The sequence below is a fragment of the Chryseobacterium sp. Mn2064 genome, assembly GCF_049319685.1.
Taxonomy (GTDB): Bacteria; Bacteroidota; Bacteroidia; order Flavobacteriales; family Weeksellaceae; genus Chryseobacterium.
The window spans coordinates 97,201-121,374 of the sequence record NZ_JBMOUE010000006.1; the positions used below are offsets into that span (position 1 = coordinate 97,201).

General features: G+C 37.0%; 27 protein-coding genes. 10 read left to right on the forward strand and 17 right to left on the reverse strand.

Annotation, left to right across the window (positions count from 1 at the left end):
- Positions 1 to 113 precede the first annotated feature (113 nt).
- Genes ACL9RH_RS20050 through ACL9RH_RS20070 form a run of 5 tightly spaced genes read left to right on the forward strand, consistent with a single transcriptional unit; the run spans position 114 to position 4,027 of the window.
- Entirely contained in the window at positions 114 to 854 is a 741-nt protein-coding gene (locus tag ACL9RH_RS20050) for a hypothetical protein (RefSeq protein ID WP_422695106.1), read from the forward strand.
- Positions 855 to 880: 26 nt separating this feature from the next.
- Positions 881 to 2,272, forward strand: a complete 1,392-nt coding sequence (locus ACL9RH_RS20055) for an RtcB family protein (RefSeq protein ID WP_422695107.1) — start codon at positions 881 to 883, stop codon at positions 2,270 to 2,272.
- 16 nt (positions 2,273 to 2,288) lie between these two features.
- Entirely contained in the window at positions 2,289 to 2,834 is a 546-nt protein-coding gene (locus ACL9RH_RS20060) for a hypothetical protein (protein WP_422695108.1), read from the forward strand.
- 1 nt (position 2,835) lies between these two features.
- The gene (prfH, locus tag ACL9RH_RS20065) at positions 2,836 to 3,534 is read left to right on the forward strand and encodes a peptide chain release factor H (RefSeq protein WP_422695109.1); all 699 of its coding nucleotides are present in this window, start codon (positions 2,836 to 2,838) and stop codon (positions 3,532 to 3,534) included.
- Entirely contained in the window at positions 3,521 to 4,027 is a 507-nt protein-coding gene (locus ACL9RH_RS20070) for a tetratricopeptide repeat protein (protein WP_422695110.1), read from the forward strand. Before prfH ends, ACL9RH_RS20070 begins: the two co-directional genes overlap by 14 nt.
- Before the next feature lie 50 nt (positions 4,028 to 4,077).
- Here ACL9RH_RS20070 and ACL9RH_RS20075 read toward each other — a convergent pair whose 3' ends face one another.
- Together ACL9RH_RS20075 and ACL9RH_RS20080 are read right to left on the reverse strand one after the other, a co-directional pair.
- Positions 4,078 to 4,365 (reverse strand): c-type cytochrome, encoded by a 288-nt coding sequence (locus ACL9RH_RS20075; protein ID WP_422695111.1) that lies wholly within the window; start codon positions 4,363 to 4,365, stop codon positions 4,078 to 4,080.
- Positions 4,366 to 4,389: 24 nt separating this feature from the next.
- Positions 4,390 to 4,683, reverse strand: coding sequence for a c-type cytochrome (locus tag ACL9RH_RS20080; RefSeq protein ID WP_422695112.1), 294 nt, complete (start codon positions 4,681 to 4,683; stop codon positions 4,390 to 4,392).
- Positions 4,684 to 4,879: 196 nt separating this feature from the next.
- Between ACL9RH_RS20080 and meaB the strand changes: the two genes are divergently transcribed.
- On the forward strand, positions 4,880 to 5,872 hold the full coding sequence (gene meaB, locus ACL9RH_RS20085; RefSeq protein WP_422695113.1) for a methylmalonyl Co-A mutase-associated GTPase MeaB: 993 nt from the start codon (positions 4,880 to 4,882) through the stop codon (positions 5,870 to 5,872).
- Here meaB and ACL9RH_RS20090 read toward each other — a convergent pair.
- Positions 5,869 to 6,417: a DUF4251 domain-containing protein gene (locus ACL9RH_RS20090; RefSeq protein ID WP_422695114.1), complete on the reverse strand. Its 549-nt coding sequence runs from the start codon at positions 6,415 to 6,417 to the stop codon at positions 5,869 to 5,871. The two genes, meaB and ACL9RH_RS20090, sit on opposite strands and share 4 nt — an antisense overlap.
- Positions 6,418 to 6,524: 107 nt before the next feature.
- On the opposite strand from ACL9RH_RS20090, the gene ACL9RH_RS20095 reads away from it, so the two are divergent.
- Complete coding sequence (locus ACL9RH_RS20095) at positions 6,525 to 7,331, forward strand: M48 family metallopeptidase (RefSeq protein WP_422695115.1); 807 nt, start codon at positions 6,525 to 6,527, stop codon at positions 7,329 to 7,331.
- An 86-nt stretch (positions 7,332 to 7,417) separates the two neighbouring features.
- Positions 7,418 to 7,729, forward strand: a complete 312-nt coding sequence (locus tag ACL9RH_RS20100; RefSeq protein ID WP_422695116.1) for a hypothetical protein — start codon at positions 7,418 to 7,420, stop codon at positions 7,727 to 7,729.
- 39 nt (positions 7,730 to 7,768) lie between these two features.
- On the opposite strand, the gene ACL9RH_RS20105 is transcribed toward ACL9RH_RS20100, so the two are convergent.
- The 11 genes from ACL9RH_RS20105 to ACL9RH_RS20155 all read right to left on the reverse strand — a co-directional run bounded on the left by ACL9RH_RS20105 (position 7,769) and on the right by ACL9RH_RS20155 (position 17,941).
- Positions 7,769 to 8,380 (reverse strand): outer membrane beta-barrel protein, encoded by a 612-nt coding sequence (locus tag ACL9RH_RS20105; protein ID WP_422695117.1) that lies wholly within the window; start codon positions 8,378 to 8,380, stop codon positions 7,769 to 7,771.
- Positions 8,364 to 9,179, reverse strand: a complete 816-nt coding sequence (locus ACL9RH_RS20110) for an ABC transporter ATP-binding protein (protein ID WP_422695118.1) — start codon at positions 9,177 to 9,179, stop codon at positions 8,364 to 8,366. The genes ACL9RH_RS20105 and ACL9RH_RS20110 overlap by 17 nt, the downstream gene beginning before the upstream one ends.
- Positions 9,179 to 9,931, reverse strand: coding sequence for an MlaE family ABC transporter permease (locus tag ACL9RH_RS20115; protein WP_422695119.1), 753 nt, complete (start codon positions 9,929 to 9,931; stop codon positions 9,179 to 9,181). The genes ACL9RH_RS20110 and ACL9RH_RS20115 overlap by 1 nt, the downstream gene beginning before the upstream one ends.
- A gap of 105 nt (positions 9,932 to 10,036) precedes the next feature.
- Positions 10,037 to 11,407, reverse strand: coding sequence for an exopolysaccharide biosynthesis polyprenyl glycosylphosphotransferase (locus ACL9RH_RS20120; protein ID WP_422695120.1), 1,371 nt, complete (start codon positions 11,405 to 11,407; stop codon positions 10,037 to 10,039).
- A 42-nt stretch (positions 11,408 to 11,449) separates the two neighbouring features.
- Entirely contained in the window at positions 11,450 to 12,079 is a 630-nt protein-coding gene (locus tag ACL9RH_RS20125; RefSeq protein ID WP_422695121.1) for a 7-carboxy-7-deazaguanine synthase QueE, read from the reverse strand.
- 7 nt (positions 12,080 to 12,086) lie between these two features.
- On the reverse strand, positions 12,087 to 12,971 hold the full coding sequence (locus tag ACL9RH_RS20130) for a bifunctional 5,10-methylenetetrahydrofolate dehydrogenase/5,10-methenyltetrahydrofolate cyclohydrolase (RefSeq protein WP_422695122.1): 885 nt from the start codon (positions 12,969 to 12,971) through the stop codon (positions 12,087 to 12,089).
- A 52-nt stretch (positions 12,972 to 13,023) separates the two neighbouring features.
- Positions 13,024 to 14,664 (reverse strand): glucose-6-phosphate isomerase, encoded by a 1,641-nt coding sequence (gene pgi / locus ACL9RH_RS20135; protein WP_422695123.1) that lies wholly within the window; start codon positions 14,662 to 14,664, stop codon positions 13,024 to 13,026.
- Between the two features lie 206 nt (positions 14,665 to 14,870).
- The gene (locus ACL9RH_RS20140; protein WP_422695124.1) at positions 14,871 to 15,476 is read right to left on the reverse strand and encodes a hypothetical protein; all 606 of its coding nucleotides are present in this window, start codon (positions 15,474 to 15,476) and stop codon (positions 14,871 to 14,873) included.
- On the reverse strand, positions 15,466 to 15,900 hold the full coding sequence (locus tag ACL9RH_RS20145; RefSeq protein ID WP_422695258.1) for an RNA polymerase sigma factor: 435 nt from the start codon (positions 15,898 to 15,900) through the stop codon (positions 15,466 to 15,468). The genes ACL9RH_RS20140 and ACL9RH_RS20145 overlap by 11 nt, the downstream gene beginning before the upstream one ends.
- 99 nt (positions 15,901 to 15,999) lie before the next feature.
- Entirely contained in the window at positions 16,000 to 16,875 is an 876-nt protein-coding gene (locus ACL9RH_RS20150; protein WP_422695125.1) for a TraB/GumN family protein, read from the reverse strand.
- 154 nt (positions 16,876 to 17,029) lie between these two features.
- A complete protein-coding gene (locus ACL9RH_RS20155) occupies positions 17,030 to 17,941 on the reverse strand; it encodes a DUF4349 domain-containing protein (RefSeq protein ID WP_422695126.1) in 912 nt (303 codons plus the stop codon).
- A 207-nt stretch (positions 17,942 to 18,148) separates the two neighbouring features.
- On the opposite strand from ACL9RH_RS20155, the gene ACL9RH_RS20160 reads away from it, so the two are divergent.
- Complete coding sequence (locus tag ACL9RH_RS20160; protein ID WP_422695127.1) at positions 18,149 to 19,507, forward strand: acyl-CoA dehydrogenase family protein; 1,359 nt, start codon at positions 18,149 to 18,151, stop codon at positions 19,505 to 19,507.
- Between the two features lie 53 nt (positions 19,508 to 19,560).
- Here ACL9RH_RS20160 and ACL9RH_RS20165 read toward each other — a convergent pair whose 3' ends face one another.
- Positions 19,561 to 19,938, reverse strand: coding sequence for a DoxX family protein (locus tag ACL9RH_RS20165; protein WP_422695128.1), 378 nt, complete (start codon positions 19,936 to 19,938; stop codon positions 19,561 to 19,563).
- 154 nt (positions 19,939 to 20,092) lie between these two features.
- Between ACL9RH_RS20165 and ACL9RH_RS20170 the strand changes: the two genes are divergently transcribed.
- Positions 20,093 to 20,347 (forward strand): bacteriocin-like protein, encoded by a 255-nt coding sequence (locus ACL9RH_RS20170; protein ID WP_422695129.1) that lies wholly within the window; start codon positions 20,093 to 20,095, stop codon positions 20,345 to 20,347.
- An 82-nt stretch (positions 20,348 to 20,429) separates the two neighbouring features.
- Here ACL9RH_RS20170 and ACL9RH_RS20175 read toward each other — a convergent pair whose 3' ends face one another.
- Together ACL9RH_RS20175 and lon are read right to left on the reverse strand one after the other, a co-directional pair.
- On the reverse strand, positions 20,430 to 21,542 hold the full coding sequence (locus tag ACL9RH_RS20175) for an AI-2E family transporter (protein WP_422695130.1): 1,113 nt from the start codon (positions 21,540 to 21,542) through the stop codon (positions 20,430 to 20,432).
- 198 nt (positions 21,543 to 21,740) lie between these two features.
- Positions 21,741 to 24,146: an endopeptidase La gene (gene lon / locus ACL9RH_RS20180; RefSeq protein WP_422695131.1), complete on the reverse strand. Its 2,406-nt coding sequence runs from the start codon at positions 24,144 to 24,146 to the stop codon at positions 21,741 to 21,743.
- Positions 24,147 to 24,174 lie beyond the last annotated feature (28 nt).

Consider the following 24,174-nt stretch of genomic DNA (forward strand, 5'->3'; position numbering starts at 1 on the left):
ATCCTCATGTTATTAGTGTCCATTGTTAAACCATTCAACTAACAAATTAGTTGAGATAAGATGCAGAACAAATCCATAACCTTGGATCTTGTAACTGACGTCTTGTGTCTTATATGGAAAATAATAACCTTTTGCTTTTCCTCCTTAGAAGTGTGAGAAGCAGAAAAAGAACGATAAAAAAAGATGTAATAAAGCAGATAATAAAAAGATATCGGCGTAGTGAAGAACTGAGGAATATAAAAATAAATATTCCTTGGATTCCTTTAGAAAATCCTTATCAAAGAGGATTTGTAAGGTTCTTTGTTGTAAGAGATGATGTGATGAGATCCAAAGATGGAGAATTCTTTGATGAAGTTTTAAAGAAGATCAATACGTATATGTATTCCGAAAGCCGCCAGTTTCTGAAAAAGAAAAAAAGAAAATTGGGAAGAAGAATGTATGTAGAAAAAGACCAGAAGCTTAAACGTATTTCTTTCACCTCCTGGACCGATACAAAATTTGTACTTACAGCCAGAGAAAGGCAGTACTTTTTAAGAGAAGATGAATACTGTCCTATCAGAAAAAGGGAAGATACTTACTACAAATTTATTGAACCATGGAGATTTATCTTAAGAATAAGACCCAATATGATTACTCATTATAAACCTGTAGACTTTGAATTGGAAAAGGAAACTGCAGAGCTTGAGGCTTATTTAGGGCAATACAAAGTTGCAGGGATTATTCATAAAACTATTTATGGTAAATCTTACGCATGGCAAACCAAAAGAGAAGATACTGATCTTATCACAAGCAGGAAATATAGCTCCTGCGCAATGTCTGCAACAGAAATTGCAGAAAGCTTTTTGGACTTGTGAGTCCACTATTATTTAAAACAAAAACAATGGGAAATTTAAAACTAAAAGGAAAAGATATATTAAAATTAGGCTATCCAAACAATCAAAGTATCAATGTAGCACTGGAAGTCATGAAAAGAAATTTTGCAACCAAAAATATACACCATGTAAAATCTCTTTTGAAAGAAATTTTGTTGAATCCGGAGCAATTCGAAAAGGATTTAACCTTTGGACAAATCGCAGAAGCTTTGCTTTTATCCAAGAAAACCGAGAAAAGAATGCTTAATGCAAACCGTGCGTCATTTCAGATTTTTGGAAACAATATTTCAGAGGAAGCTAAAAATCAACTGTACACCGCCTTGAAACTTCCAATTTCAATGCAGGGCGCTTTGATGCCCGATGCGCACAGCGGTTACGGGCTTCCGATCGGAGGTGTTCTTGCCGTAGAAAATGCCGTGATTCCTTACGGAGTGGGCATGGATATCGGCTGCAGAATGAGCCTTAGTATTTTGGATACACCTATTTCATATCTTGAAGGAGCAAGAGATAAATATGAGAAAGCTATTGCCGAGCACACAAAATTCGGAATGTATGAAACGCACAAATCTCATATAGATCATGAGATTTTCGATAGGGATACGTTCGATATGATTCCTATTCTGAGAAGACTAAAAGGAAAAGCTATCAAGCAGATGGGCTCCTCAGGAGGAGGAAATCATTTCGTGGAATTCGGAGAAGTGGAAATCACAGAACAAGACGAGCAGATAGGATTACCAAAAGGTAAATATCTGGGTATTCTTTCACATAGCGGTTCAAGAGGATTGGGAGCTGAAATTGCCCAGTACTATTCAAGAATGGCTACAGAACAGTGTCCGTTGCCTAAAGAAGCACAAAATTTCGCATGGCTAGATCTGAATACTCATCTCGGCCTGGAATACTGGACAGCCATGAATCTTGCAGGAGATTATGCTTCAGCATGTCATGATGATATTCACAGGAGACTTGTAAAAGCAGTCGGGGGAAGAGTAAAAGCCAGAATAGAAAACCATCACAATTTTGCCTGGAAAGAAATTCACAACGGAAAAGAAGTGATTGTTCACCGCAAAGGAGCTACACCTGCCAATGAAAATGAATTGGGAATGATCCCCGGATCGATGACCGCAAAAGGATTTATCGTTCGCGGAAAAGGAAATCCGGATTCATTGAACTCCGCTTCACATGGGGCGGGTAGAGCACACTCAAGAGGAGAATGCAGAAGCCTTTTCACTCAGCATGATATCAAGAAAGAGCTCAAACTGAAGAATGTCACTTTAATGGGCGGAAATGCAGAAGAAGCACCCATGGCCTACAAAGACATTCATGAAGTGATGAATGCTCAAAGTGAACTGGTAGACATTCTGGGAACATTTCAACCGAGAATTGTAAGAATGGATCGATAATATAAAGAATCAAAAAATGGGAGCACCACATAATATAAAAAGATACGGAGAAGTCTGGCCGGAATTCAGAATCAGGCTGGGACTTGAAATTTTAAATCAATTAAAAGATAATGTCATCATATCAGGAGGTTGGGCGTGGCATTTTATGTCTGAAAAAGGACATACTGAATATAAACACGCTCATGATCATAAAGATATTGATGTTTTTGTAAAAAAAGAAAACGTCACTACGGTTGTGATGACCTTGCAGGAAGAAGGCTTTCAGAAAGTCTGGACGCGCTACGATCATCTGCCAAGCCAGGAAAACTTTCGCAGATATGAAAAAACAGTAGAACTGGAGAATGGTAAATTTCATAGAATAACAATCGATTTTTTTGAGAAGAATGATCTCGAAACCATCGAAGCAAACGGATTTACAGTGGTAAAGCCCGATGTTTTACTTTCATTCTACAGAAATATCCACTCCAGCGATAAGTGTTGGGCAGTAATGGCTGCAAAAGAATTATTACAGAAGGGAATAGATCCGGTAGGAAATCCCTTATTAAGCAAAATCCCAAAATAACATGGAAAAATTAATACAGATCACTTCGGGAAGAGGGCCTTTAGAATGCCAGTGGGTGACAGCCAAAGTGCTGAAGACCTTTCTTGAAGAAGCGAAACACAATAATATAGAATACGAAATCATCCACCGCGAAAATGGTGATGAAAATCTAACATTAAAATCAGTAACCCTGCTTTTAAAAGGAAAAGAAGTTCCGGATTTCTTACAGAACTGGCTGGGAAGTATTTGCTGGATAGGCAAAAGTACATTCAGAAAACTTCATAAAAGGAGCAACTGGTTTATTGGAATCTTTGAACTTGAACATATAAAAAAAATTGAATTCAACGAAAAAGACATCCAATTTCAGGCAGTCAGAAGCCAGGGAAGTGGTGGGCAGAACGTTAATAAAGTAAATACTGCCGTGCGGGCAACCCATATTCCGAGTAAAGAATCTGTCTTTGTACAGGACTCCCGTTCACAATTGGAGAATAAAAGACTGTCTGTTATCAGATTAAAAGAAAGGTTAATGGCAGGTTATATTCAGGCATTGGAAGAGAAGATGAAGGAAACCTGGAACCACCATCTGAGGGTACAGAGGGGAAATCCTGTGAGAACATTTTCCGGTACAGATTTTAAGAAAAATTATGTAGACAGGTCTTTCAAAAAACAGAGAAATGTCCTGAAAAATGAATTAAAAAATTACGAAAATGACCTTAACTAAAAGTAAATATTATTTTGAAGCGCTGGACTATTTCTCATTCAATCTTTCTGAATGTATGGATGCGCTCAATTATGCTTTATCCTATGAACCTGAAGATGCAGATAGTCTTTGCCTGATGGGAAGAGTGTATTCAGAGGAATTAAAGGATTATGAAACCGCAAAAAAATACTTCGATGAAGCCATGCAGAGCAATATCGGAAATGTCAATACCCCCAAATATTATATTGAATGTCTTTTGAGTAACGAAGATTACAAAGAAGCAGAAAAACTAATTGAGTTTGCCTTACAACTCAAAGGGATTGATAAGTCGGAAATATTGAACTGCCTGTCTCTTCTGCAAGAAAGAAAATTTGAATACAAGCAGGCTTTGGTAACCCTTAAAGAAGCTAAAAAATTTGCTTACAACCGTGCAGCACTTGAAATCATTGAAGACAGAGAAAAATTGGTTAAAGCAAAAGTAACCAGAACAAGAACGGTAAAAAAAACTGACTAATCAGTTTAAACTTATTGAAAATTAAAAGAAATAAGCTTTCCTTAGAAAGCTTATTTTTTGTTCACAGAGATCAGATAATCATACACCATTTGATGCTGCTCATCATTAAGCTTAGCTTTAGGAGCCATTCTGCTTAAAGTGTTGATCCATCCCTGGTTGTCATGCTTCGTAGGTTCTGGTAATTTGTGGCATTTTGCACAGGAATTTTCAAAGATCGTTTTTCCCTGAGCCAATTGCTCGGATGAGGTATACTTTGGCCCTGTTACTGCCGTACTTTTAGGCCCGCAGGAAACCAAAAAGGCAGATGCTGCAAAGCCGCTTAAGATTAATTTTTTCATACCCATATTTTGTTTTGTTGATGATTATTTCTTTGCAGAAACAATATAGTCGTAAACCCACTGATGCTGCTCATCTGTCAGTTTCGCTTTTGGAGCCATGGAATTCATAATTCCTACCCATTGTACAGGATTGTGGGAGGCCGGATCCGGTAGTTTGTGGCATCTTCCGCAAGAGTTTTCAAAAATTGTTTTTCCCTGAGCAATTTGCTCTGCAGTAGATGTTATAGTCCCTGGAGTTGCAGAAGAGGTGCTTGCCTTCGGTGTACAGGATACCAACAGAATGGCTGTAAACGATGCCGCAGCGAAGAGTTTTTTCATGTTTCTTATTTTTGCTATATAACAAATGTAATAAATTCCTAAAGCCCTTGATACAGGCGGTTGCAGTTTTAATTTAGAAGAAATAAAATTAAAATTATACCCTATAATAAAATGATAATTTTCTACATAAACATTTTATTTATTCATTGGATTCTGGCTATTGACCATTCCCATTTTAATTATTACTTTTGAATCAATGAAATTTTCTACAGAAGAGCTAATAGAAGGAATACAATCAGGAAACAAACGCCTGATTGCAAAAGCTATTACATTGGTTGAAAGTAAAAAAGCAGAACATAGAATACAGGCAGAAGAACTTCTCAAAAAAATAATGCCGCTTACCGGAAATTCTGTAAGGGTAGGAGTAACAGGAGTTCCCGGAGCTGGAAAATCTACTTTTATAGAAAGTTTCGGAAGATTGGCTATTAAAGAAGGTAAAAAAGTAGCTGTTCTCGCCATTGATCCCAGCTCTTCCATCAATAAAGGAAGCATTTTAGGAGATAAAACCAGAATGGAGGAACTGGCTAAAGAGGAAAACGCTTTCATTCGCCCTTCTCCAAGTTCAGGATTTTTAGGAGGTGTGGCCAATACAACTTTTGAAACGATGATGATCTGTGAAGCCGCAGGATACGACTATATTCTTATTGAGACAGTAGGAGTAGGACAGTCTGAGGTTCTTGTAGCCGATATTACAGATGTTTTCCTGTTTCTGAAAATCATTGGAGGCGGTGATGAACTTCAGGGGATAAAAAGAGGCATCATGGAAATGGTAGATCTTATTTTCATCAATAAAGTTGATCAGGATAATCTTCAAAAAGCTAAAAATACAAGACTTGAGCTAAAAAGAGCTTTGGATTTTATTCCTCCCAAAGAAAAAGAGTGGAAAATACCCGTTTTACTGGGCTCAGCCTTACACAATGAAGGCCTGAAAGATATTTATGATAAAATTTCGGAATTTATTGATCTGAAAAAGAAAACCGGCCGTTTTGAAGAAGTCCGCGTTCAGCAGGCAGAGAAACGGTTTGAATACTGGGTGCAGGAATATGTTCTTTCTTTAATGAAAAGGAATAATGAGGTAGAAGAAGCTTACTTTATGCACAAAAAAAATGCTTCAGAAATGGTTTCCAATCCAAGTACTGAAGCAAAATTATTTGTTGAAAAATTTTTATCTGATAGAAATAAAGGTTAAGGTTTTTCCTTCTCCTGTTTTACCTCACTTTTTGAAATATACCCATCATAGCTAATCGGTTGTCTGTCATTGCTTTTCATAGAAACAAATGCTTTACCGTTTTTGAAGATTTCAATAATAATTTCATCTACATTTCTCACATCATTCGGCTTAATTCTTAAGATCCATTTTCCTTTTTTATTTTGAGACTTATTGATGGTAAAATCTTTTGAAGTAAATCTGTAGCTGTTATTCGCTGTGTTTCCATATGTTGCATTGAACAATCTTCCAAAATAAGGCAAAGTCACATCCAGATTATTCTTGCTTACATCTATCGTATAGCTTCCGTCCAGGTTCAGCATCCTTGTAGAGGTAGCGTTGGGCATAGAGCCCAATACATTGATTACGTCATAGTTGGTAGGGTTCGCTCTTTCCGCATGGAAGGTAAACTCCTGAGAATCTATTAACGCGTTCACTATCTTTGGATCTGCTGAGCTCTGAGAGGCACAGCTCTGAAAAAAGAACAGAAATCCAAAAAACATCAGAATGGGAATATACTTTTTCATAACTGAAATAATTATTAAATTTAAATAGCAAAATGTATGCAAATATATCCTTTCTTGATTATTTTGGAATAAAAATTGTTAAAGTTGAATTATTAACACTCAAACGTATGAAATTTACACATCTATTAGGAATTGGAGCAATTGCTCTATCGGTCACTGCCTGTACTACCAACCCGATTACGGGAAGGTCCTCATTACAGCTGGCCAACAATTCAGAAATTTTAACAATGTCTGCTCAGGAGTATAAGACGACATTGTCTAAAGGTAAAGTGATTACCGGCACAGCAGATGCAAAGAGAGTGGTAAATGTAGGAAACAGAATTAAAAGTGCTGCAGAAAGATATTATCAGAATATTGGAAGATCTGCGGACCTTGCGAATTATAGCTGGGAATTTAATCTTCTGCAAAGCAATGAGCTAAATGCATGGTGTATGCCGGGAGGTAAAGTAGCCGTTTATACAGGAATTTTACCTGTTACAAAAGATGATAACGGACTTGCAGTAGTATTGGGACACGAGGTTTCTCACGCATTGGCAGGACATGGTAACGAAAGAATTTCTCAGGCTATGATGGCTCAGTATGGAGGAGCTTTGCTTGGAGGGGCTATTTCGAATGCACAGTGGGCTAGTGTTTTCCAAAAAGTATACCCTATCGGTTCTCAGGTTGCTTTGTTAAAATATGGAAGAGGTCAGGAGTCAGAAGCAGATGAAATGGGGCTTTACCTAATGTCTATGGCAGGATATGATCCAAGAGCGGCCATTCCTTTCTGGAACAGAATGGAAGCTTCATCTTCAGGATCAAGACAGCCGGAATTCCTGTCTACTCACCCGAATCCGGAAACCAGAATCTCTGATATCAACAAAGATCTACCGAAAGCATTAGAGTATTATAAGGCTGCGGGAGGAAAAATATAATTAGAATTTTAATCTTGAGTAAGGCCTTATTAAATTTTTAGTAAATTTGGTAAGGCTTTTTTATGTAAACACCTAAACACAATATTATGAAGAGTTTATCAATCACAGGACTTATTCTCTTAGCAGTATCTGCATTACTTTTTTACCTGACGACTGACTTTACCGTTGAAAAAATTACCATGTCTCATATTATGGGAGTGATGGCTGGAGTTGGAATTGGTCTTATCATCGGCGGAATGGTAGGATATGTAAGTAAAGGAAGTGCGATAAAAGAAGAACAGAAAAGAAAAGAATTCAAACAACTGCAAAAAGACAAAGAAGAGCTTGAAAAGCAGGCTGCCGAAATTGCAAAACGTCAGGCAGAGCTTGAAAGTCAAAATAAAAACCCTCAGATCTAGATCTCAGGGTTTTATAGTTGTTATTTTCGATAGTGTGGATTAGAATTTGTATCCCAAACCTACCATAAACAGGTTAGGTCTGTTATCGTATCTGATTTCCGAACCAGAAACTCTATTGATGAAGTTTCTTTCATCTTTACTAAAAGCTCCTTCATATCTTGCATTAAGAATAAGCTTTTTAATTTCAAGTTGAGCACCAAATTGATACCCTACCGTAAAATTATTTTTAGCATTTTCCTTGAAATCATTGTAGGTATTGTCTTTGCTCAGGTTAAAACTTCCAACCGGACCTACAAAAACGCCTAACATATTGCCTAAAAGGTTATATCCTAATAAAACAGGAACATCAATACGATTGCTTTTAACATCGAAAGTAGTATTCTCCGTTGTGAACTCATTCTTAAAATGAGTATAATAAACTTCCGGCATTACAAACAGTGAGGTAGGAAGACCAACTTTCAAAGAAAGTCCCACGTTGAAACCTACATTGTTTTTTCCTGATCCGCTGATGGCATCGTTCACAGTCCCTTTAATATTTGACCATGAAGGAGAACCTGTCGGAAATATCAGGTTGGCTTTACCTGCCAGAGAAATCTGGGCTGAAGCCCACATTGAAAACCCTATTAACGCTACACTAAGTACCTTTTTCATTATCGTCTATTTTTGTAATTGTATTTTCAATCGTTTTATTATTCTCAAGTAAATATTCTCGCAGCTCTTTAAATAGTTCTGAAGAATAAACGAAATCAATCAGATTTTTATTGCCTGCAGTAATCAAAATGTCTTTGTTACCTTCCCATTCTTTGATTCCTAGTCTCAGGTATACAATTTTCTCGCCAATCGTCATCACGGAGTTCATATCGTGTGTATTGATGATGGTTGTGGTGTTATATTCTTTCGTGATTTCGTACAGAAGATCATCAATTACTTTAGACGTGTAAGGGTCAAGACCTGAGTTGGGCTCGTCACAGAACAGATATTTAGGATTGTTTACAATGGCTCTTGCAATGGCAACCCTTTTTTGCATTCCTCCGGAAATTTCTGAAGGGTATTTTTTATCTGCTTTGTCTAAGTGAACTCTTCCTATCACCTCAAACACTCTTTTTTTCTTTTCTCTATAGGTAAGGTTGGTAAACATATCCAGTGGAAACATAATGTTTTCTTCCACTGTTAATGAATCAAATAAGGCACTTCCCTGAAATACGGTTCCGATTTCTGAACGGAGGTGCTGCTTCTCATCTCTGGTCATCGTGTTGATATCCCTGCCATCAAATAGGATTTCTCCGGATGAAGGCATATAAACATTCAGGAGACTTTTTAGAAATACGGTTTTCCCTGAACCACTTTGCCCAATGATTAAGTTTACTTTTCCTTTATCAAATGATGTTGATATTCCCTTAAGTACTTCAACATCATCAAAACTTTTCTTAAGATCTTTTACCTCAATCATTAGCTTAATATTAATTGGGTTAGAATTAATTCAGAAATGATAATAAATACCATTGTCCATACCACAGCCTGTGTACTGGCTCTACCTACCTCAAGAGATCCTCCTTTTACAGAATACCCGAAATAAGAAGGGACCGTTGCAATAATAAATGCAAAAACGGTGGTTTTGGTAAATGCATAATAAATAAACAAGTTAGGCATATACATTTGAATACCCGTGATATAGTCGTTTGTAGTCCAGTTGCCGGTTAATATCCCTGCAATGTAACCTCCTGCAATACCAAACACAATACTGATGGCAATCAAGAGAGGATTAAAAAGCATACAGGCGATAATTTTAGGGAAAATCAGGAAGTTGGGTGAGTTTACCCCCATAATATCGAGGGCGTCAATCTGCTCGGAAACCCTCATTGTTCCAATACTGGAAGCAATATAAGATCCTACTTTACCTGCTAGAATCAAACTGATAATAGTAGGGGCAAATTCCAGTACAAGGACTGCTTTTGTTGCATACCCTACAAATGATGGAGGAATGGGAAACGAAGATGCATCAAAATTATTGAACATCTGGATCGCCACTACAGCCCCCACGAATATTGAAGTGAAGACTACAAGTCCGAAAGAATTTACTCCCAAATCATTAATTTCTCTCATGAACAGCTTCCAAAAAACCCTCATTTTTTGGGGTTTCTGCAGGGATTTTCCTAAAAGGATCATGTATTCCCCTACTGCTGTGAAAAACTTTTTTAACATACTGCTAAATTAGACTTTTTTATTGAATTAGGCTAGGGTTGAAGATGAGACTGAAGGGCGGAATAATGTTAAAATTTTCCTGTCTTTAATTTTTACCTTCCGTTTTTATTTTGCATTCTTATCCCCACCTATTACCAATAGAACGGTTTTTAAAATAATCACCAGATCCAGTACAAAACTCCAGTTCCTTACATAAAAGGCATCGGCCAATACTCTTTTTTTCATTTCTACTTCCACATCTCCAAAGTCACCGCGAAGACCGCTTACCTGTGCAAGTCCTGTAATCCCCGGGCTTACCATACTTCTTAAGCTATATCTTCCGATTTTTGGTTTGTAATAATTATCAACCGCCAGCATATGAGGGCGAGGACCCACTACAGACATTTCTCCTTTCAGTACATTGATAAACTGAGGAAGCTCATCGAGGCTGGTTTTTCTTAAAAATTTACCAATATTGGTAATTCTTGAATCATTTTCTGAAGTGGTTTTTGTTGCAGATTCGTCATTTACCACCATGGTCCGGAATTTAATGCAGCTAAATACTTCTTCATGAAAACCGTATCTCTTCTGTAAAAAGAAAACAGGTCCCTTAGAGGTCAGTTTAATACATAGAGCTATAATTGGAAATACCCACGAGCAGATAAATACCAAAACAAAGATGGAGAAGAAAAGATCGAATGTTCTCTTCATTAGAAAGTTGGAATAATAATCCAATGAATATCTGGCCTGGCTGAGAACAGGTTGTGTCTGTATGTAACCGAGATCATAAAGGAAAAAATCGCTCTGTGTAATACTCGGGATCAATGAGACATGAACTTTATTGTCTTCTGCCAGTTTGAATAATTCCGTTTCTGTTTTTTCGTCGTAAGAATTTTCTGTAGATAAAAACAAAGTGTGGATTCCGTTCTTTTTCCAAAAACTGACTAAGTCGGGTACTTTAATTTCCGGGTTTTCATATTCAAATATCCTGTATCCGTAATCTTTACGGTCTTTAAATATATTTTTCAGAATCTCCGTAGAATCGTTATCTCCCAGAAACATTACATTTCGATGGTTGATCCCGAGTGATCGGAGATATTTGATCGCAAAATAAATAAGTGACTTTGCGAGAAAAATAAAAACCAAAAGATAGAACGAAAGCCAGTAAATATCTGAGTTGAAGAAAACGTTGTTGCTCACCTTTCCTATAAGCAGCACTCCCAGTATAAAGAACAGGAAGTGAATTAAAAGCCTTTCCAGAAACAGGGTATAGGTAAGGTTTCTCGGGATATTGTATATTTTTGTCCTACCGCTGAGAAGCACCCAGAACAAAAACAGTAAAATCAGCGAAAAAACATTCTGATACCAGGTTTCTTTGTGGTATTTTAAATTTTCATTTCTGCTTATAAAAAAGAATATAAAGATAGATGCAATAACCATAAGGTCAAGCAAAATAATGATCGATTTCAGGTATCTAGAGTATCGAATTCTCTGCATCTATCGGTGTTTTAAAGAAACAGCGAGCTAAGGTACATATTTTTACGGGATATTCAGATATTTATGAGTCTGAACTGAAGCCTGCCATTCAGGATGTTCCAGGATGAAGTCCGTAATTTTAGGATACATATCATTTCTTTTGCTCCATTCACTCTGAAGGTACAGTTTACAGTTTTCAGAAACTTTTGCTGCCTGCTCCTGAGCAAAGGTGAAATCATGCTGATTGAAGATGATCATTTTCAACTCATTGGCCTTTTGATAAATTTCTTCTTTAGGAAGTCCTGTTTTCTTTGGAGAAAGGGTGATCCAGTCCAATTGCCCGCTTATAGGGTAAGCTCCTGATGTTTCGATATGAACGGTACATCCTAGCTCTTTCAATTTGGCGGTGAGGATATCCAGATTCCACATCAGAGGTTCTCCTCCTGTAAGAACAATGGTTTTGCAGTGTTTTGCTGCCGTCTCTGCAATCTCTTCAGTATTCATTAATGGGTGAAGCTTCGGGTCCCAGCTTTCTTTTACGTCACACCAGTGGCATCCTACATCGCATCCTCCTAAACGGATAAAATAGGCGGCTTTTCCGGTGTGTGCTCCTTCTCCCTGTAAAGTGTAAAAATGCTCCATTACGGGGAGCATTTTACCTTCTTTTAATAAAATATCTTCTTCTTTATTCATTTTAAAATTAGTCGTTATAGACCGAAGTTTTGTAAGCGATGATGGTGTTTTTCATCAACATTGCTCTGGTCATTGGACCTACTCCTCCAGGTACCGGCGTGATCCAGCCTGCTTTAGCGGCACAGCTCTCGAAATCTACGTCACCTGCAAGGTAATATCCTTTTGGAGAGTCATCGTCTACTCTTGTGATTCCTACGTCAACAATTACTGAGCCATCTTTAATCATATCTCCTTTTAAGAAGTGAGGATCTCCCAATGCTGTAATTACGATGTCTGCCTTTTTTGTATATTCTTCGATGTCTTTTGTATACGAGTGTGTAAGAGTTACCGTAGAGTTTCCTGGGAAATCTTTTCTTCCCATCAAAATACTCATTGGTCTTCCTACAATTTTACTTCTTCCGATGATTACACAGTCTTTTCCTTTGGTTTCAATGTTATATCTTTCTAATAACGTTAAGATTCCGAAAGGAGTAGCTGGTAAGAAAGTGTCCATTTCCAATGCCATTTTTCCAAAGTTTTCAGGGTGGAAACCATCCACGTCTTTTCTTGGGTCAATTGCATTGATGATTTTTTCCTGATCAATTTGGTCTGGTAGAGGTAACTGAACGATAAATCCGTCAACGGCTTTAGATTTGTTCAACTCGTCAATTTTTTCCAGCAATTCAGATTCTGAAACTGTACTTGGAAATTTAATTAAACTGGATTGAAATCCTACTTCCTCACAGTCTTTCACTTTAGCGTTTACATAAGCCTTGCTAGCTCCGTTGTTTCCAACAAGAATTGCCACCAAATGCGGAGCTCTTCTTTTGCTTTCAAGGATTTTTTCCACTTCCGCCTTGATCTCTGCTTTTATTTCCTTGGATACTTTAAGTCCGTCAAGAATTTCTGCCATTTTTACTTTTTATTACTTTTATTAGATTTACTTTTACTTTCTTTTTTATTTACTATTTAAACTTCTTATAGTAATTGATCAACCCGTTGGTAGAACTGTCATGAGAGCTAATTGTGTCATTATTCTCCAATTCCGGAAGAATTTTATTGGCTAAAACTTTTCCTAATTCCACTCCAAATTGGTCAAAACTGAAAATATTCCAGATTACCCCTTGTACAAAGATTTTGTGCTCATATAAAGCGATAAGCTGTCCTAATGAGAATGGAGTTAATTCTTTGAATAATATAGAGTTAGTAGGTGTGTTTCCGTGGAAGACCTTGAAATTGATCAATCGGTCTATCTCTTCATCAGACTTTCCTGCATTTCTAAGCTCTTCTTCTACTTCTTCTTCCAGTTTTCCGAAGGCAAGTGCTTCAGTCTGAGCGAAAAAGTTAGCTAATAATTTATCCTGGTGATCCGAAACTTTGTTCGGACTTTTTGTATAAGCAATAAAGTCAGCAGGAATCAATTCTGTTCCTTGGTGAATCAATTGATAGAACGCGTGCTGTCCGTTGGTACCAGGTTCTCCCCAGATGATAGGTCCTGTTTCGTATTCTACAAATTCTCCGTTTCTGTCTACACATTTCCCATTACTTTCCATATCTCCTTGCTGAAGATAAGCGGCAAATCTGTCCAGATATTGAGAATAAGGTAAGATTGCATAGGTAGTGGCTGCATAGAAATTACGGTACCAAATTCCTAAAAGCCCCATTAATACAGGAATGTTTTCAGAAAACTCTGTGTTTTGGAAATGCTGGTCAGTATCGAAAGCACCTCTTAGAAGCTGCTCGAAGTTTTCATATCCTACAGAAAGTACGATGCTTAGTCCGATAGCACTCCAAAGAGAGTATCTTCCACCTACCCAATCCCAGAATTCGAAAATGTTTTCTTCTGCGATTCCGAACTTTTTAACTTCCTGAATATTAGTGGATAAAGCTACGAAGTGTTTGGCTACATCTTCCTGGTTTCCGGCTTTAAGGAACCAATCTTTTGCAGAATTGGCATTCGTCATTGTTTCCTGAGTGGTAAACGTTTTAGAAGCAATAATGAATAAAGTGGTTTCCGGATTTAAGTTTTTAACAACTTCAGCAATATGATTTCCGTCTACATTGGAAACGAAATGAACATCTAGTCTTGTTTTAAAATGCTTTAAAGCAGAGCAAACCATTACTGGTCCCAGATCCGAACCTCCAATTCCGATGTTTACCACATCAGTAATCTCTTTTCCGCTGAAACCTTTGTGTTCTCCTGAAATTACTTTTTCAGAAAAAGACTTCATATGGTCAAGAACTTTCTTAATCTGTGGTTTGATGTTTTCACCATCCACTATAATTTCACGGTCGGAGAAATCTCTTAAAGCTGTATGTAGAACAGCTCTTCCTTCGGTTTCGTTGATTTTGTCACCGGAGAACATTTTAGAAATGGCATCTTTCAGCTGAGATTCTTCAGCCAGTTGTAATAGAAGTTCCTTCGTTCTGCTATCAATTAAATTTTTAGAATAGTCAAAAAGATAATTGTCCTTTTGTAAAGAAAATTCTTCAAAACGGTTCGGGTTATATTGGAAAAGGCTTCTAAGATCAAAGTCGTTTCCTGCAAAATGTTCATCAAGAGCTTTCCAGCTGTTGGTTTGTATAGGATTTATTTTTGATAGCATATTTCGGGAATTTATGGGTTCAGAATATTTATAAGTTGGATCAGAATTTCAAAAAATCCATAACGATTTATTTCTGATTTGCAAATTTAAGGAAAAATAAAACCTCATATCAATTTGGAGACAATAAATAACATTTTTTTAAAAAAACAACACCTCAGAGTTCATCTGAGATGTTGTAAATAGGATTTGGCGATGGATATTAGATATTATTCATCTATTTCATTCAGGATGTTTTCCAATTGTTTGGCACTGGCACCATAGATATATTTTGTCCAAAGTACGATGCTTGTAATAATTGTTAAAGTTCCTATTAGTACTGCAATGATTAACCCCAGTTGCAGAGAAGAATTGAGTGCTGTTAATGATTTTCCCTGCTTTTCCATTATGTTATAAATGTAGAGACCAATTGTTACGAGAAAATGAGGGAGTAATAAAAATCCGAAAGACTGATATCTTTCCATATTAAGTCTCAGTTCGTGGTATATCTTCCAAAGGCTGTGTTTGGTGTTTCCTGTATAGAATTCGGTCTGCTTGTAGAATTTATAGAATCCAAACAGATAATATGATGAAATAACCACCATCATGGTATAAGACACATAGTAAATGATGTATTGTGAAGAAGGAAATTGAAACTGAAGAGGGAAAAAAGCGATCAGAATAATGGCTACAATCTGCATCGGAAATTCTTTTTTCATATTCTTCCGGATCTTTTCTATGGGATGTTTGCTTTCTTTTAATTGCTGTATGGTATCAGGAATATGGACGTTGCTGTCTTCTTTATTCCACTGTTCTTTTAATTGATCAAAATTCATAACCTGATTTTTTTATGATTTGCTGTATTTTTTCTTTTGTTCTGTTGAGTTTTACTCGGGCATTGCCTTCGCTAAGTCCTAAATTGTTTCCAATCTCTTTGTGTGACATTCCTTCCATGAAATAAAATATGACGGCTTTTTCCAAGGAATTGAGTTCCTGAATGGCATTGTAGAATATTTCCAATTGAGTGTCCTTGGTAGTATTATAGTCTTCCTGTTGTACTTCAAAGTGTGAGGGAACACCTTTATGATGATTGGATCTCTGCTTTTCTTTTTTCAAATAGGTTATCGCCGTATTGATGGCAACCCGATACATCCAGGTAGAAAATTCACTGTTTCCCTTAAAGTTCTGATAGGATTTCCAAAGCTGGATAAGAATCTCCTGCTGCAGGTCTTCTCGGTCCTCTACAGAATCTGCATAGATTCGCGAGGCTTTATATAAAATGCCCTTGTGTTGGTTGATAAGCTTTAAAAAAGCAGTTTCAGTTGGATTGCTCACAATAGTTTCCTGGTTTGATTGTGATTATAAACTTGTTACAGGTTTTACGGTGTAACCTTTTGCCTGAAGAAGAGGGATAATTCCGTTTTCACCCATAAGATGAGATCCTCCCACGGCAAAGAAAGAACCTTCCTTTTTCATCATTTCCGGCATTATTTTTACCCAGCTTTGATTTCTGTCAGTAAGCATTGCTTTTTCCTGTTGAGCATTCATAAATCTTTCATCTTTGAAAAGGCTATAAAGTGACTGTGCATTTTCATTTTTGAAAGCGTCTATCATCTGTTTGAATAATATCTCATATTCCTTGTCCATTTTCAGCTGAGCAATTGTGCTTTTCAGATCATAAGCTTTATTAATGGCTTTCATCTGATCTTCCACTTTCTCCAGTCCTTTGATACTTTTCTTATCTTTAATTGCTTTCTGCAGAAGTTCCATTTCATAAAGCTTTATTTCAGTTTTAGGACAAGGAATAGCTTTGGTGGAAAGCAGAGAATAAAGTGTCTGAGGACTTGAAGAGTCTACACTTTTCAAATCTGTTCCGTAGTTGGCAAGAATGGTATTCAATTCTTTAGCTTCTTCGGGAGAAAGCTGATCCGATATCTTTTTATCTGCCTGAAACATTTTTTGTAGCGACGTCATTTCAGCAGGATCTGTATAATTGATTTCCATGACAAAGTTGTCAGATTTCTCAAGAGCTTTCAATACTTTCGGTTTTATCTCAAAATCTTTACTGCATAAGATATGAAAAGTTCCGGTAATATAAGAAGGCTTAGAGAGACCGTTTCCGGAAACTTCCCAAAGAAGGCTGTTGCCTTTAGCGATCTCTGTATTCTGTGCTTTTGCTGTCATCGTGCTTACAGATAATAATGCTACGAATCCAAGTTTTACTAAATTTTTCATAGTATTAATTTTTTTGATTTTCTGTTCTTTTAAACAGTAGGTAAAACAGGGGTTACAATCGTTACAGTTTTTTTTCAAAAAAATAAAAACCTCCTATAAACAGGAGGTTGTAAAATCTAAAATTATGATGATAACTAATTAGTTAGGATAGTTTTTATTCTTTGGCGTTAGAAGATCGAGGTTTGATTATTCTTCTTTTTCTCAGGAAATAAACAACTGCAGCAGCGATTAGTAAGATCGGCCAGATGTTGATGAGACCTACTATGATTCTCTGGATCAGGTAGAAACCATATACAAAAGCATCTTTTGCATCGTAGATGAAGTTGTATTTGTATTTATTATCAATGCTTGTTGTGTTGGTGACCGGAATTTCTGCAATGCGTAGCTTTGGTTCTTTAATGTAAATGTCAATAGTGCTGTATTTGAGATCATCTGTCATGTTCATGCTTTGTAATTTCTGAAGATTACTTTCTCCCATATTTTCATCATCCAGCTTTACTTTGTCTTTATTGATCTTCAGCTTACTGATGTTTTCTGACGTTTTTTGGTTTCTTTTTCCTTCCAGCTCAGAATATTTGATATTGGCAGTTACGTCCTCAGCATTGACGGATCTTGAATTGAGAAATAATTTATGGCTATTGATTGCTGTAAGCAATTCTCCTAATTTTTCGGTAGGAATGCGAACCTGCATGGCGTTTTCAGTCTGATATTTTTTGATCAGAACCGCTTCCTGATCAGAGGTATTGTAGCTGTCTTCAGAAAGTACATTGCTTTTTAAGTTGCTGTTCGTAACAAAACCACCCAGTTCCTGCACCGATTTTTCAATAGCAATGGTGGCATTATATACATCCTTCACCTCCATATTGACGTCTGCCGTTTTAATAAATTGCTTGTCTTTCACTTTCATACTGGCAACAGAAGAAATACTATCGGATACTACTACTGCTGCAGAATCTGTAGTCGCATAATTTGCAAGTTCAGTAGCTGAAACTTCTCCTTTTTTACATGAATAAATTCCTAGTAAAATAACTGCTGATAGTGATAATTTAATGTAAGTGGTTTTCATAGCGTTGATTTTTTATTTTTTGCTTGAACCAAAGTTCTGACAGGATCTTTTGTAACGCTTGAATATTGAAAGTAAAAAACTTGTAAACGAAATTTTCTATAGTATCGTTTTGAAATTGAGTATTTTGTAAAATAGAACGCTTGTTTCCCTTTTATTTTCGGAGTAATTTTTGCTTATCTTTTACAAACCAAAATCACAATATAGCTTATGTCAAATACTTTCTCCAAAATCAGAAATGCAATAGAACTATTCAGATCCATAGATTTTGATCAGCTGAGCACCATTTCTTCAAAAGTAGACCTGCCCAAACTGATGCAGAATTTTTCAAAATTGGATGATAAGCAACTTTCCGGACTTATGAAAATGCTTAATCCGGAAAAGAAAAAGAGAGAACTGCCTCCTATTGACGGAGATTTTTACGATATCTATCACACCCTTACTCCCGAACAGAGGGAAATTCAACTCCAGGTAAGAGCTTTTATGGAAAAAGAAGTTAAGCCTTTGGTTAATCACTATTGGCTTCGTGACGAATTTCCATTCGAACTAATCCCAAAATTCCAAAAACTGAATATCTGCGGGGTTACGTACGAAGGATACGGATGTCCGGGAATGCCTTTTCTTATGGAAGGAGTTATTGCTATGGAGATGGCCAGAGTGGATGCGTCTATTGCTACTTTTTTTGGAGTTCAGTCCGGGTTGGCAATGGGTTCTATTTATATCTGTGGCTCAGAAGAACAGAAACAAAAATGGCTGCCTCAGATGCAGAAATTTGAAAAAATTGGAGCTTTTGGACTTACGGAACCAGAAGTAGGATCAGGAGCCGCAGGTGGTCTTACGGTAACCTGTAAAAAAACTCCGGAAGGATGGGTTCTTAACGGTCAGAAAAAATGGATTGGTAACGCAACCTTTGCAGATCTTATTATTGTTTGGGCAAGAGATTTGGATAGCGGGGAAGTGAAAGGTTTTATTGTAGAAAAAGATAATCCTGGATTCTCTGTGGAAAAAATAAAGGGGAAAATGGCGTTGAGAATTGTACAGAATGGTCTTATTACTTTAAAAGACTGTATCGTTACCGAGGAAAATCGTTTGCAGAATGCCAATTCTTTTAAAGATACAGGAAAAGTGCTTCGAATGACGCGTGCCGGAGTTGCCTGGATGGCCACAGGATGTGCAAGAGGAGCTTATGAAAGTGCTCTTAACTATACCCGAAACAGAGAACAGTTTGGGAGACCTATTGCTTCTTTTCAGATGATTCAGGGGCATCTGGTAGAAATGCTATCCAATCTTACTGCAATGCAAACCATGGTTTTCAGATTGTCTGAAATGCAGGATGAAGGAATTTTAAAAGACGAACACGCTTCTCTGGCTAAAGTATTTTGTACATTAAGAACAAGAGATATTGTTTCCAGAGCGAGAGAAGTAATGGGCGGTAACGGAATTCTACTGGAATATGATGTGGCCAGATTCGTTGCAGATGCCGAAGCCATTTATTCTTACGAAGGAACAAAAGAAATCAACTCGCTCATTGTAGGACGATCGATTACAGGATTTAGTGCTTTTGTGTAGGAAATAGCCAACAGGTGATAGATTGTAGACGCTGCAACCTATCACCTGCTGCCTTATGAAACTAAATGTTTGTATTTCTCTCTATTGTCAATTAATATCCAGAGATTAATAAGGAACATAATTCCGGCAATACTCATTCCCATTGGAGATTTATCCATAGTGAAAACATGGGTAACAATTCCTACCATGACAGGTAAAATAACGATAGCGCCCAATGCTCTTGTTTTAGGGAAGATAAATAATAGTCCGCCAATTACTTCTACAGTACCCACCAATGGCATTAGCCAGCTGATCTCGCTAAAAGCCGTGAACAGTTTCATCTGCTCCGGAGTAGGTTTTTCCATCGGCATATAGTTAAAGAACTTGTTTAATCCTGCATTGATAAACATAAGTCCGAAAAGTAAACATAAAATGAATTTTACTATTTTCATGATTGATGATTTTATATCAAATGTAAAATAAAAATAGGATTCGTTGATTGATTTTTTATAAAAAATACGTAATTAACGTTAATGGTAGGTTAATGTTGGTTTTTGAGTAATTTTTTTATCTATCTTAGAAAATCAAACTAAAATTATAAATAGCATGTTGAAAAATCTTAAAAAATTAGATCGCTCTCATTTAAAAGAGATTCAGGGAGGAGTAGGTATTGGTTTATGCGATATTGGCCCTGTTGGCTGCCCATGTAAAATTCCACCTGGTGATCCTTGCCTAGGAGGTGGAGGTACCGGTGGAGGTAATCCTGGCCCTGATTTAGGATACTGCCCGGATAACCAATCTTATATTCCGTGTACAGAAACTTGCCCGAACGGAATGAGCCCTTACTGTGCGCTTCCTTAGTAAATAATAAAAAGACCGTCCTGAAAAAGACGGTCTTTTTTATTGTAAATATTTTTAATTTTTACATAGGATAGGTTCCTGCTTAATCCATCTCTTTCAGAGTGATATTCTTAGAAATTTTATAACTTTTTTTCTTTTTGTTGGGTTTTTGTTCCTCTCCGAGTAGTTTCCCCCAAGGTTTCAGGTCATCCACTCTTTCACAGATAATTTTGATGATTGCAATAGCCGGAATGCACAGAAACATTCCTGCAATTCCCCAAAGATGTTCTCCCAAAAGAATTCCTATAAAAGAAAACAAAGCATTGATCTTTACTTTTGATCCCACAACAAATGGAAGAACGATATTTCCATCCACCGCATGAACCGCAATATAGCCCATCGCTACATAAATGCATGTTGAGGGAGTGGATGTTGCAAATGCTATAAAACAGGATATTAAAAGTGAAATAAAAATTCCCAGATAAGGAATGACATTTAATAAACCCGTAAGCACTGCTAAAAGAATAGCATATTTCACCCCTAAAATAGTTAAAAGAATAGAAGTAAGGATAGATACAATGATTACCTGAAGAAAAAGTCCGAAAATGTACTTTTTGGTCATGATGCGAATCTCGTTGACTGCCTCCTGTACACTTGCTTTATGTCTTTCATTGAAAACGGTAACGATAAAATTGTTCAAAAGTCTTCTGTAATTCAAAATAAAGATAAAAAACAGGGTAAAGAAGATGATGAAGCCAAATCCGGTTGAAAAAATTCCAAAAGTAAATCCTAAAATAGCCCCTGAAGAAGAAAGTAATTTATTCAGTCCCTGGTTGATGTAATCCACCTGTTCATCAACTTTAACATTGAATGTCTTTGATACCCAATGTTGTAACCCACTAAATACAGTAGTAAACTGATCTTTCAGGTGAGGGAGGTCCTTACTGAAATCCGAAAGTTGATTGGTGAAGAAATATATGATTCCGCTTAAAATAACCAGCATGATGAAAACCGAAGTCATGGTAGACATCGATCTTGGAAATCTTAGGGTCCTTTCCATAAAAGTGGCGGCCGGTAGAAAAAGCATTGCCATCAGGAATGCAAGGAAAAACGGTGCCAGAATACTCTGTCCTAATGCCAGAAGGTAGCCAAGTCCAATAATGGAAATTACAACGAGCGTAAGCTTGACAAGGAAAGGAAGTCTAAGAAAATTCATAATTTAAATCTGTGGATGGAATAAAAATAAGAAAACCCATCGAATTGAGGAATTTTTTATTCAATCCGTATTGAGTTTTCTTTCAGGACATCAAATTTCATTCCATCCATCTCAGTAGAGGATCGGGTATAAAACAGAAACACGTCCCGGTGACCAGAACGTGTTTCCTTATTGAGAAGTTAATATGTTATAAGTTGTTTATTTTTCAATGGCGATGTCAATCACTTCTTCCATTCTATTAGCGTAGTGTACTTTTAGATTTTTTAGATAATCTTTTTTAATTTCTTCTACATCTTTTCTGTTGGCCTCACAAAGAATAACATCTTTGATTCCTGCTCTGGTAGCTGCAAGAAGCTTTTCTTTAATACCTCCTACAGGAAGTACTTTTCCTCTTAATGTAATTTCCCCGGTCATCGCAAGATGGGGTTTTACTTTTTTATTTTTGAAAGAAGAAACCATTGAGGTAAGCATAGCAATACCCGCTGACGGACCATCTTTAGGTGTTGCTCCTTCAGGTACATGGACGTGAATATTTTTCTTATCCAGTTCTTCCTGTGGAATACCCAGTTCGTCGTGTCTTGCTTTAATATATTCCAAAGCGATTGTTGCAGACTCTTTCATCACAGTACCAAGGTTACCTGTCATGGTTAAAGATCCTTTACCGTTGCTTAAAATACTTTCAATGTAAAGAATGTCTCCTCCTACGCTCGTCCAGGCAAGACCTGTTACTACACCAGGAACTCCGGTGATCTCAGATAAGCTTTTCGGTCTTGGAACTCCAAGAATTTCATCTACTTTTTCCAGTGAGATTTTAGAATCATATTCTTTTTCCAAAGCTGTTTGGAGAGCTACCCATCTTGCAATAGAAGCGATTCTTTTCTCAAGGGTTCTTACGCCGCTTTCTGACGTGTGGGCTTCTATAATATGCTTGAGTTCAGCATTTCCAAGTTTGAAAGATTTAGTATCCAAACCATTCTCTTCCTGTTGCTTTTTGATCAAATGTCTCTTAGCGATTTCAATTTTTTCCTCCAAGGTATATCCAGCGATCTGAATAATTTCCGTTCTGTCTAAAAGCGGAGTCTGTATTGTAGAAAGCGAATTGGCTGTTGCGATGAACATCACTTTCGACAGGTCGTAGCCCATCTCAAGGAAATTGTCGTAGAAAGATTTATTTTGTTCAGGATCAAGAACTTCTAATAGCGCAGAGCTAGGATCCCCATGAAGACCTTGTCCTATCTTGTCGATCTCATCCAATACAATGACAGGGTTGGAAGTTCCCGATTTTTTGATGGATTGCAGGATTCTTCCGGCCATCGCACCAATGTACGTTTTTCTGTGTCCACGGATTTCGCTCTCGTCATGCAGACCTCCTAAAGATAATCTTACATACTTTCTGCCTAATGCATCTGCAATCGACTTTCCTAAAGACGTTTTACCAACTCCCGGAGGACCTACCAATAATAAAATAGGAGACTTCATGTTGTTTTTCAATTTCAAAACAGCCATGTGTTCCAGAATTCTTTTCTTGATATCCTCAAGTCCGAAATGAGCTTTGTCTAAAACTTTCTCAGCTTTAGCAATATCAAAAATATCTTTGGTATAGGTTTCCCATGGAAGATCTGTAAAGAAATCCAAATAATTTCTCTGAACGTTATAATCCGGAGAATTAGGATTTTGGCGTTGTAATCTTCCTATTTCTTTCTGGAAATGATCTTCCACTTCCTGGCTCCATTGTTTTGTCTTCGCTTTAGCAATAAAATCTTCTACATCACTTTCGGGTCCTCCGCCCAGCTCTTCCTGAATCGTTCTGATCTGTTGGTTCAGAAAGTATTCTCTCTGCTGTTTATCAAGATCTTTTGAAGTCTTCTGATGAATCTGGTTTCTAAGTTCCAGCTTTCTGAAGTCCTCATGCATCATTTCATAACATTTGTTGGCTCTCTCCATCAGGCTTTTTTCCTCAAGAAGTCTTTGCTTAACTTCAGATGAGAAATTGGCGTTGGTGCAGATGAAGTTCAGAAGATCATCATTGTTGTTGATGTTTTTGATAGCAAAATTGGCCGCATTAGGAATATTAGGATCCAGCTCAATGATCTTTAATGCAAGATCTTTGATATTATCCAGCAATGCTTCATATTCCTCCTGGTTTTTAGGTCTGCTGTCTTTTAATTTTGATATTTCCGCTCTGAAATAAGGTTGTACTTCAGTTATTTTTTTAATCTTAAATCTATGAAAGCCTTTTGTGATGGCTGTAATATTTCCTTCCGGTAACTTGATGATCTTGATGATTTTTGCAAGAGTTCCGGTAAGGTAAAGGTCTTTTTCTGTAGGTTGTTCCAGATCTGAATTCTTCTGGCTTACAATTCCAATAAAATCGCCATTCTTTTGGGCTTCCTCAAGAAGTTGTATGGATGTTTTTCTTCCCGCAGTAATGGGAATCACCACATTAGGGAACATTACCATATTTCTTACAGGAAGTATAGGGAATATTTTCTGTTCGGAATTTTTATCAGTTTCCGAGAAGTCCGAAAGATTGATTTCTTCAGCTACGATATCAAATCCGTCGCTGATCATTTCTTCTAAACTCATATCTTCAAATTCTGTCATAGTCAATCGGATGACAAATTGTCATTTT

Excerpts from the sequence above, each read along its gene's own strand:
- ACL9RH_RS20050 (WP_422695106.1), top strand. The coding sequence starts at position 114 with ATGGAAAATAATAACCTTTTGCTTTTCCTCCTTAGAAGTGTGAGAAGC.
- ACL9RH_RS20055 (WP_422695107.1), top strand. The coding sequence starts at position 881 with ATGGGAAATTTAAAACTAAAAGGAAAAGATATATTAAAATTAGGCTAT.
- ACL9RH_RS20060 (WP_422695108.1), top strand. The coding sequence starts at position 2,289 with ATGGGAGCACCACATAATATAAAAAGATACGGAGAAGTCTGGCCGGAA.
- prfH (WP_422695109.1), top strand. The coding sequence starts at position 2,836 with ATGGAAAAATTAATACAGATCACTTCGGGAAGAGGGCCTTTAGAATGC.
- ACL9RH_RS20070 (WP_422695110.1), top strand. The coding sequence starts at position 3,521 with ATGACCTTAACTAAAAGTAAATATTATTTTGAAGCGCTGGACTATTTC.
- ACL9RH_RS20075 (WP_422695111.1), bottom strand. The coding sequence starts at position 4,365 with ATGAAAAAATTAATCTTAAGCGGCTTTGCAGCATCTGCCTTTTTGGTT.
- ACL9RH_RS20080 (WP_422695112.1), bottom strand. The coding sequence starts at position 4,683 with ATGAAAAAACTCTTCGCTGCGGCATCGTTTACAGCCATTCTGTTGGTA.
- meaB (WP_422695113.1), top strand. The coding sequence starts at position 4,880 with ATGAAATTTTCTACAGAAGAGCTAATAGAAGGAATACAATCAGGAAAC.
- ACL9RH_RS20090 (WP_422695114.1), bottom strand. The coding sequence starts at position 6,417 with ATGAAAAAGTATATTCCCATTCTGATGTTTTTTGGATTTCTGTTCTTT.
- ACL9RH_RS20095 (WP_422695115.1), top strand. The coding sequence starts at position 6,525 with ATGAAATTTACACATCTATTAGGAATTGGAGCAATTGCTCTATCGGTC.
- ACL9RH_RS20100 (WP_422695116.1), top strand. The coding sequence starts at position 7,418 with ATGAAGAGTTTATCAATCACAGGACTTATTCTCTTAGCAGTATCTGCA.
- ACL9RH_RS20105 (WP_422695117.1), bottom strand. The coding sequence starts at position 8,380 with ATGAAAAAGGTACTTAGTGTAGCGTTAATAGGGTTTTCAATGTGGGCT.
- ACL9RH_RS20110 (WP_422695118.1), bottom strand. The coding sequence starts at position 9,179 with ATGATTGAGGTAAAAGATCTTAAGAAAAGTTTTGATGATGTTGAAGTA.
- ACL9RH_RS20115 (WP_422695119.1), bottom strand. The coding sequence starts at position 9,931 with ATGTTAAAAAAGTTTTTCACAGCAGTAGGGGAATACATGATCCTTTTA.
- ACL9RH_RS20120 (WP_422695120.1), bottom strand. The coding sequence starts at position 11,407 with ATGCAGAGAATTCGATACTCTAGATACCTGAAATCGATCATTATTTTG.
- ACL9RH_RS20125 (WP_422695121.1), bottom strand. The coding sequence starts at position 12,079 with ATGAATAAAGAAGAAGATATTTTATTAAAAGAAGGTAAAATGCTCCCC.
- ACL9RH_RS20130 (WP_422695122.1), bottom strand. The coding sequence starts at position 12,971 with ATGGCAGAAATTCTTGACGGACTTAAAGTATCCAAGGAAATAAAAGCA.
- pgi (WP_422695123.1), bottom strand. The coding sequence starts at position 14,664 with ATGCTATCAAAAATAAATCCTATACAAACCAACAGCTGGAAAGCTCTT.
- ACL9RH_RS20140 (WP_422695124.1), bottom strand. The coding sequence starts at position 15,476 with ATGAATTTTGATCAATTAAAAGAACAGTGGAATAAAGAAGACAGCAAC.
- ACL9RH_RS20150 (WP_422695125.1), bottom strand. The coding sequence starts at position 16,875 with ATGAAAAATTTAGTAAAACTTGGATTCGTAGCATTATTATCTGTAAGC.
- ACL9RH_RS20155 (WP_422695126.1), bottom strand. The coding sequence starts at position 17,941 with ATGAAAACCACTTACATTAAATTATCACTATCAGCAGTTATTTTACTA.
- ACL9RH_RS20160 (WP_422695127.1), top strand. The coding sequence starts at position 18,149 with ATGTCAAATACTTTCTCCAAAATCAGAAATGCAATAGAACTATTCAGA.
- ACL9RH_RS20165 (WP_422695128.1), bottom strand. The coding sequence starts at position 19,938 with ATGAAAATAGTAAAATTCATTTTATGTTTACTTTTCGGACTTATGTTT.
- ACL9RH_RS20170 (WP_422695129.1), top strand. The coding sequence starts at position 20,093 with ATGTTGAAAAATCTTAAAAAATTAGATCGCTCTCATTTAAAAGAGATT.
- ACL9RH_RS20175 (WP_422695130.1), bottom strand. The coding sequence starts at position 21,542 with ATGAATTTTCTTAGACTTCCTTTCCTTGTCAAGCTTACGCTCGTTGTA.
- lon (WP_422695131.1), bottom strand. The coding sequence starts at position 24,146 with ATGACAGAATTTGAAGATATGAGTTTAGAAGAAATGATCAGCGACGGA.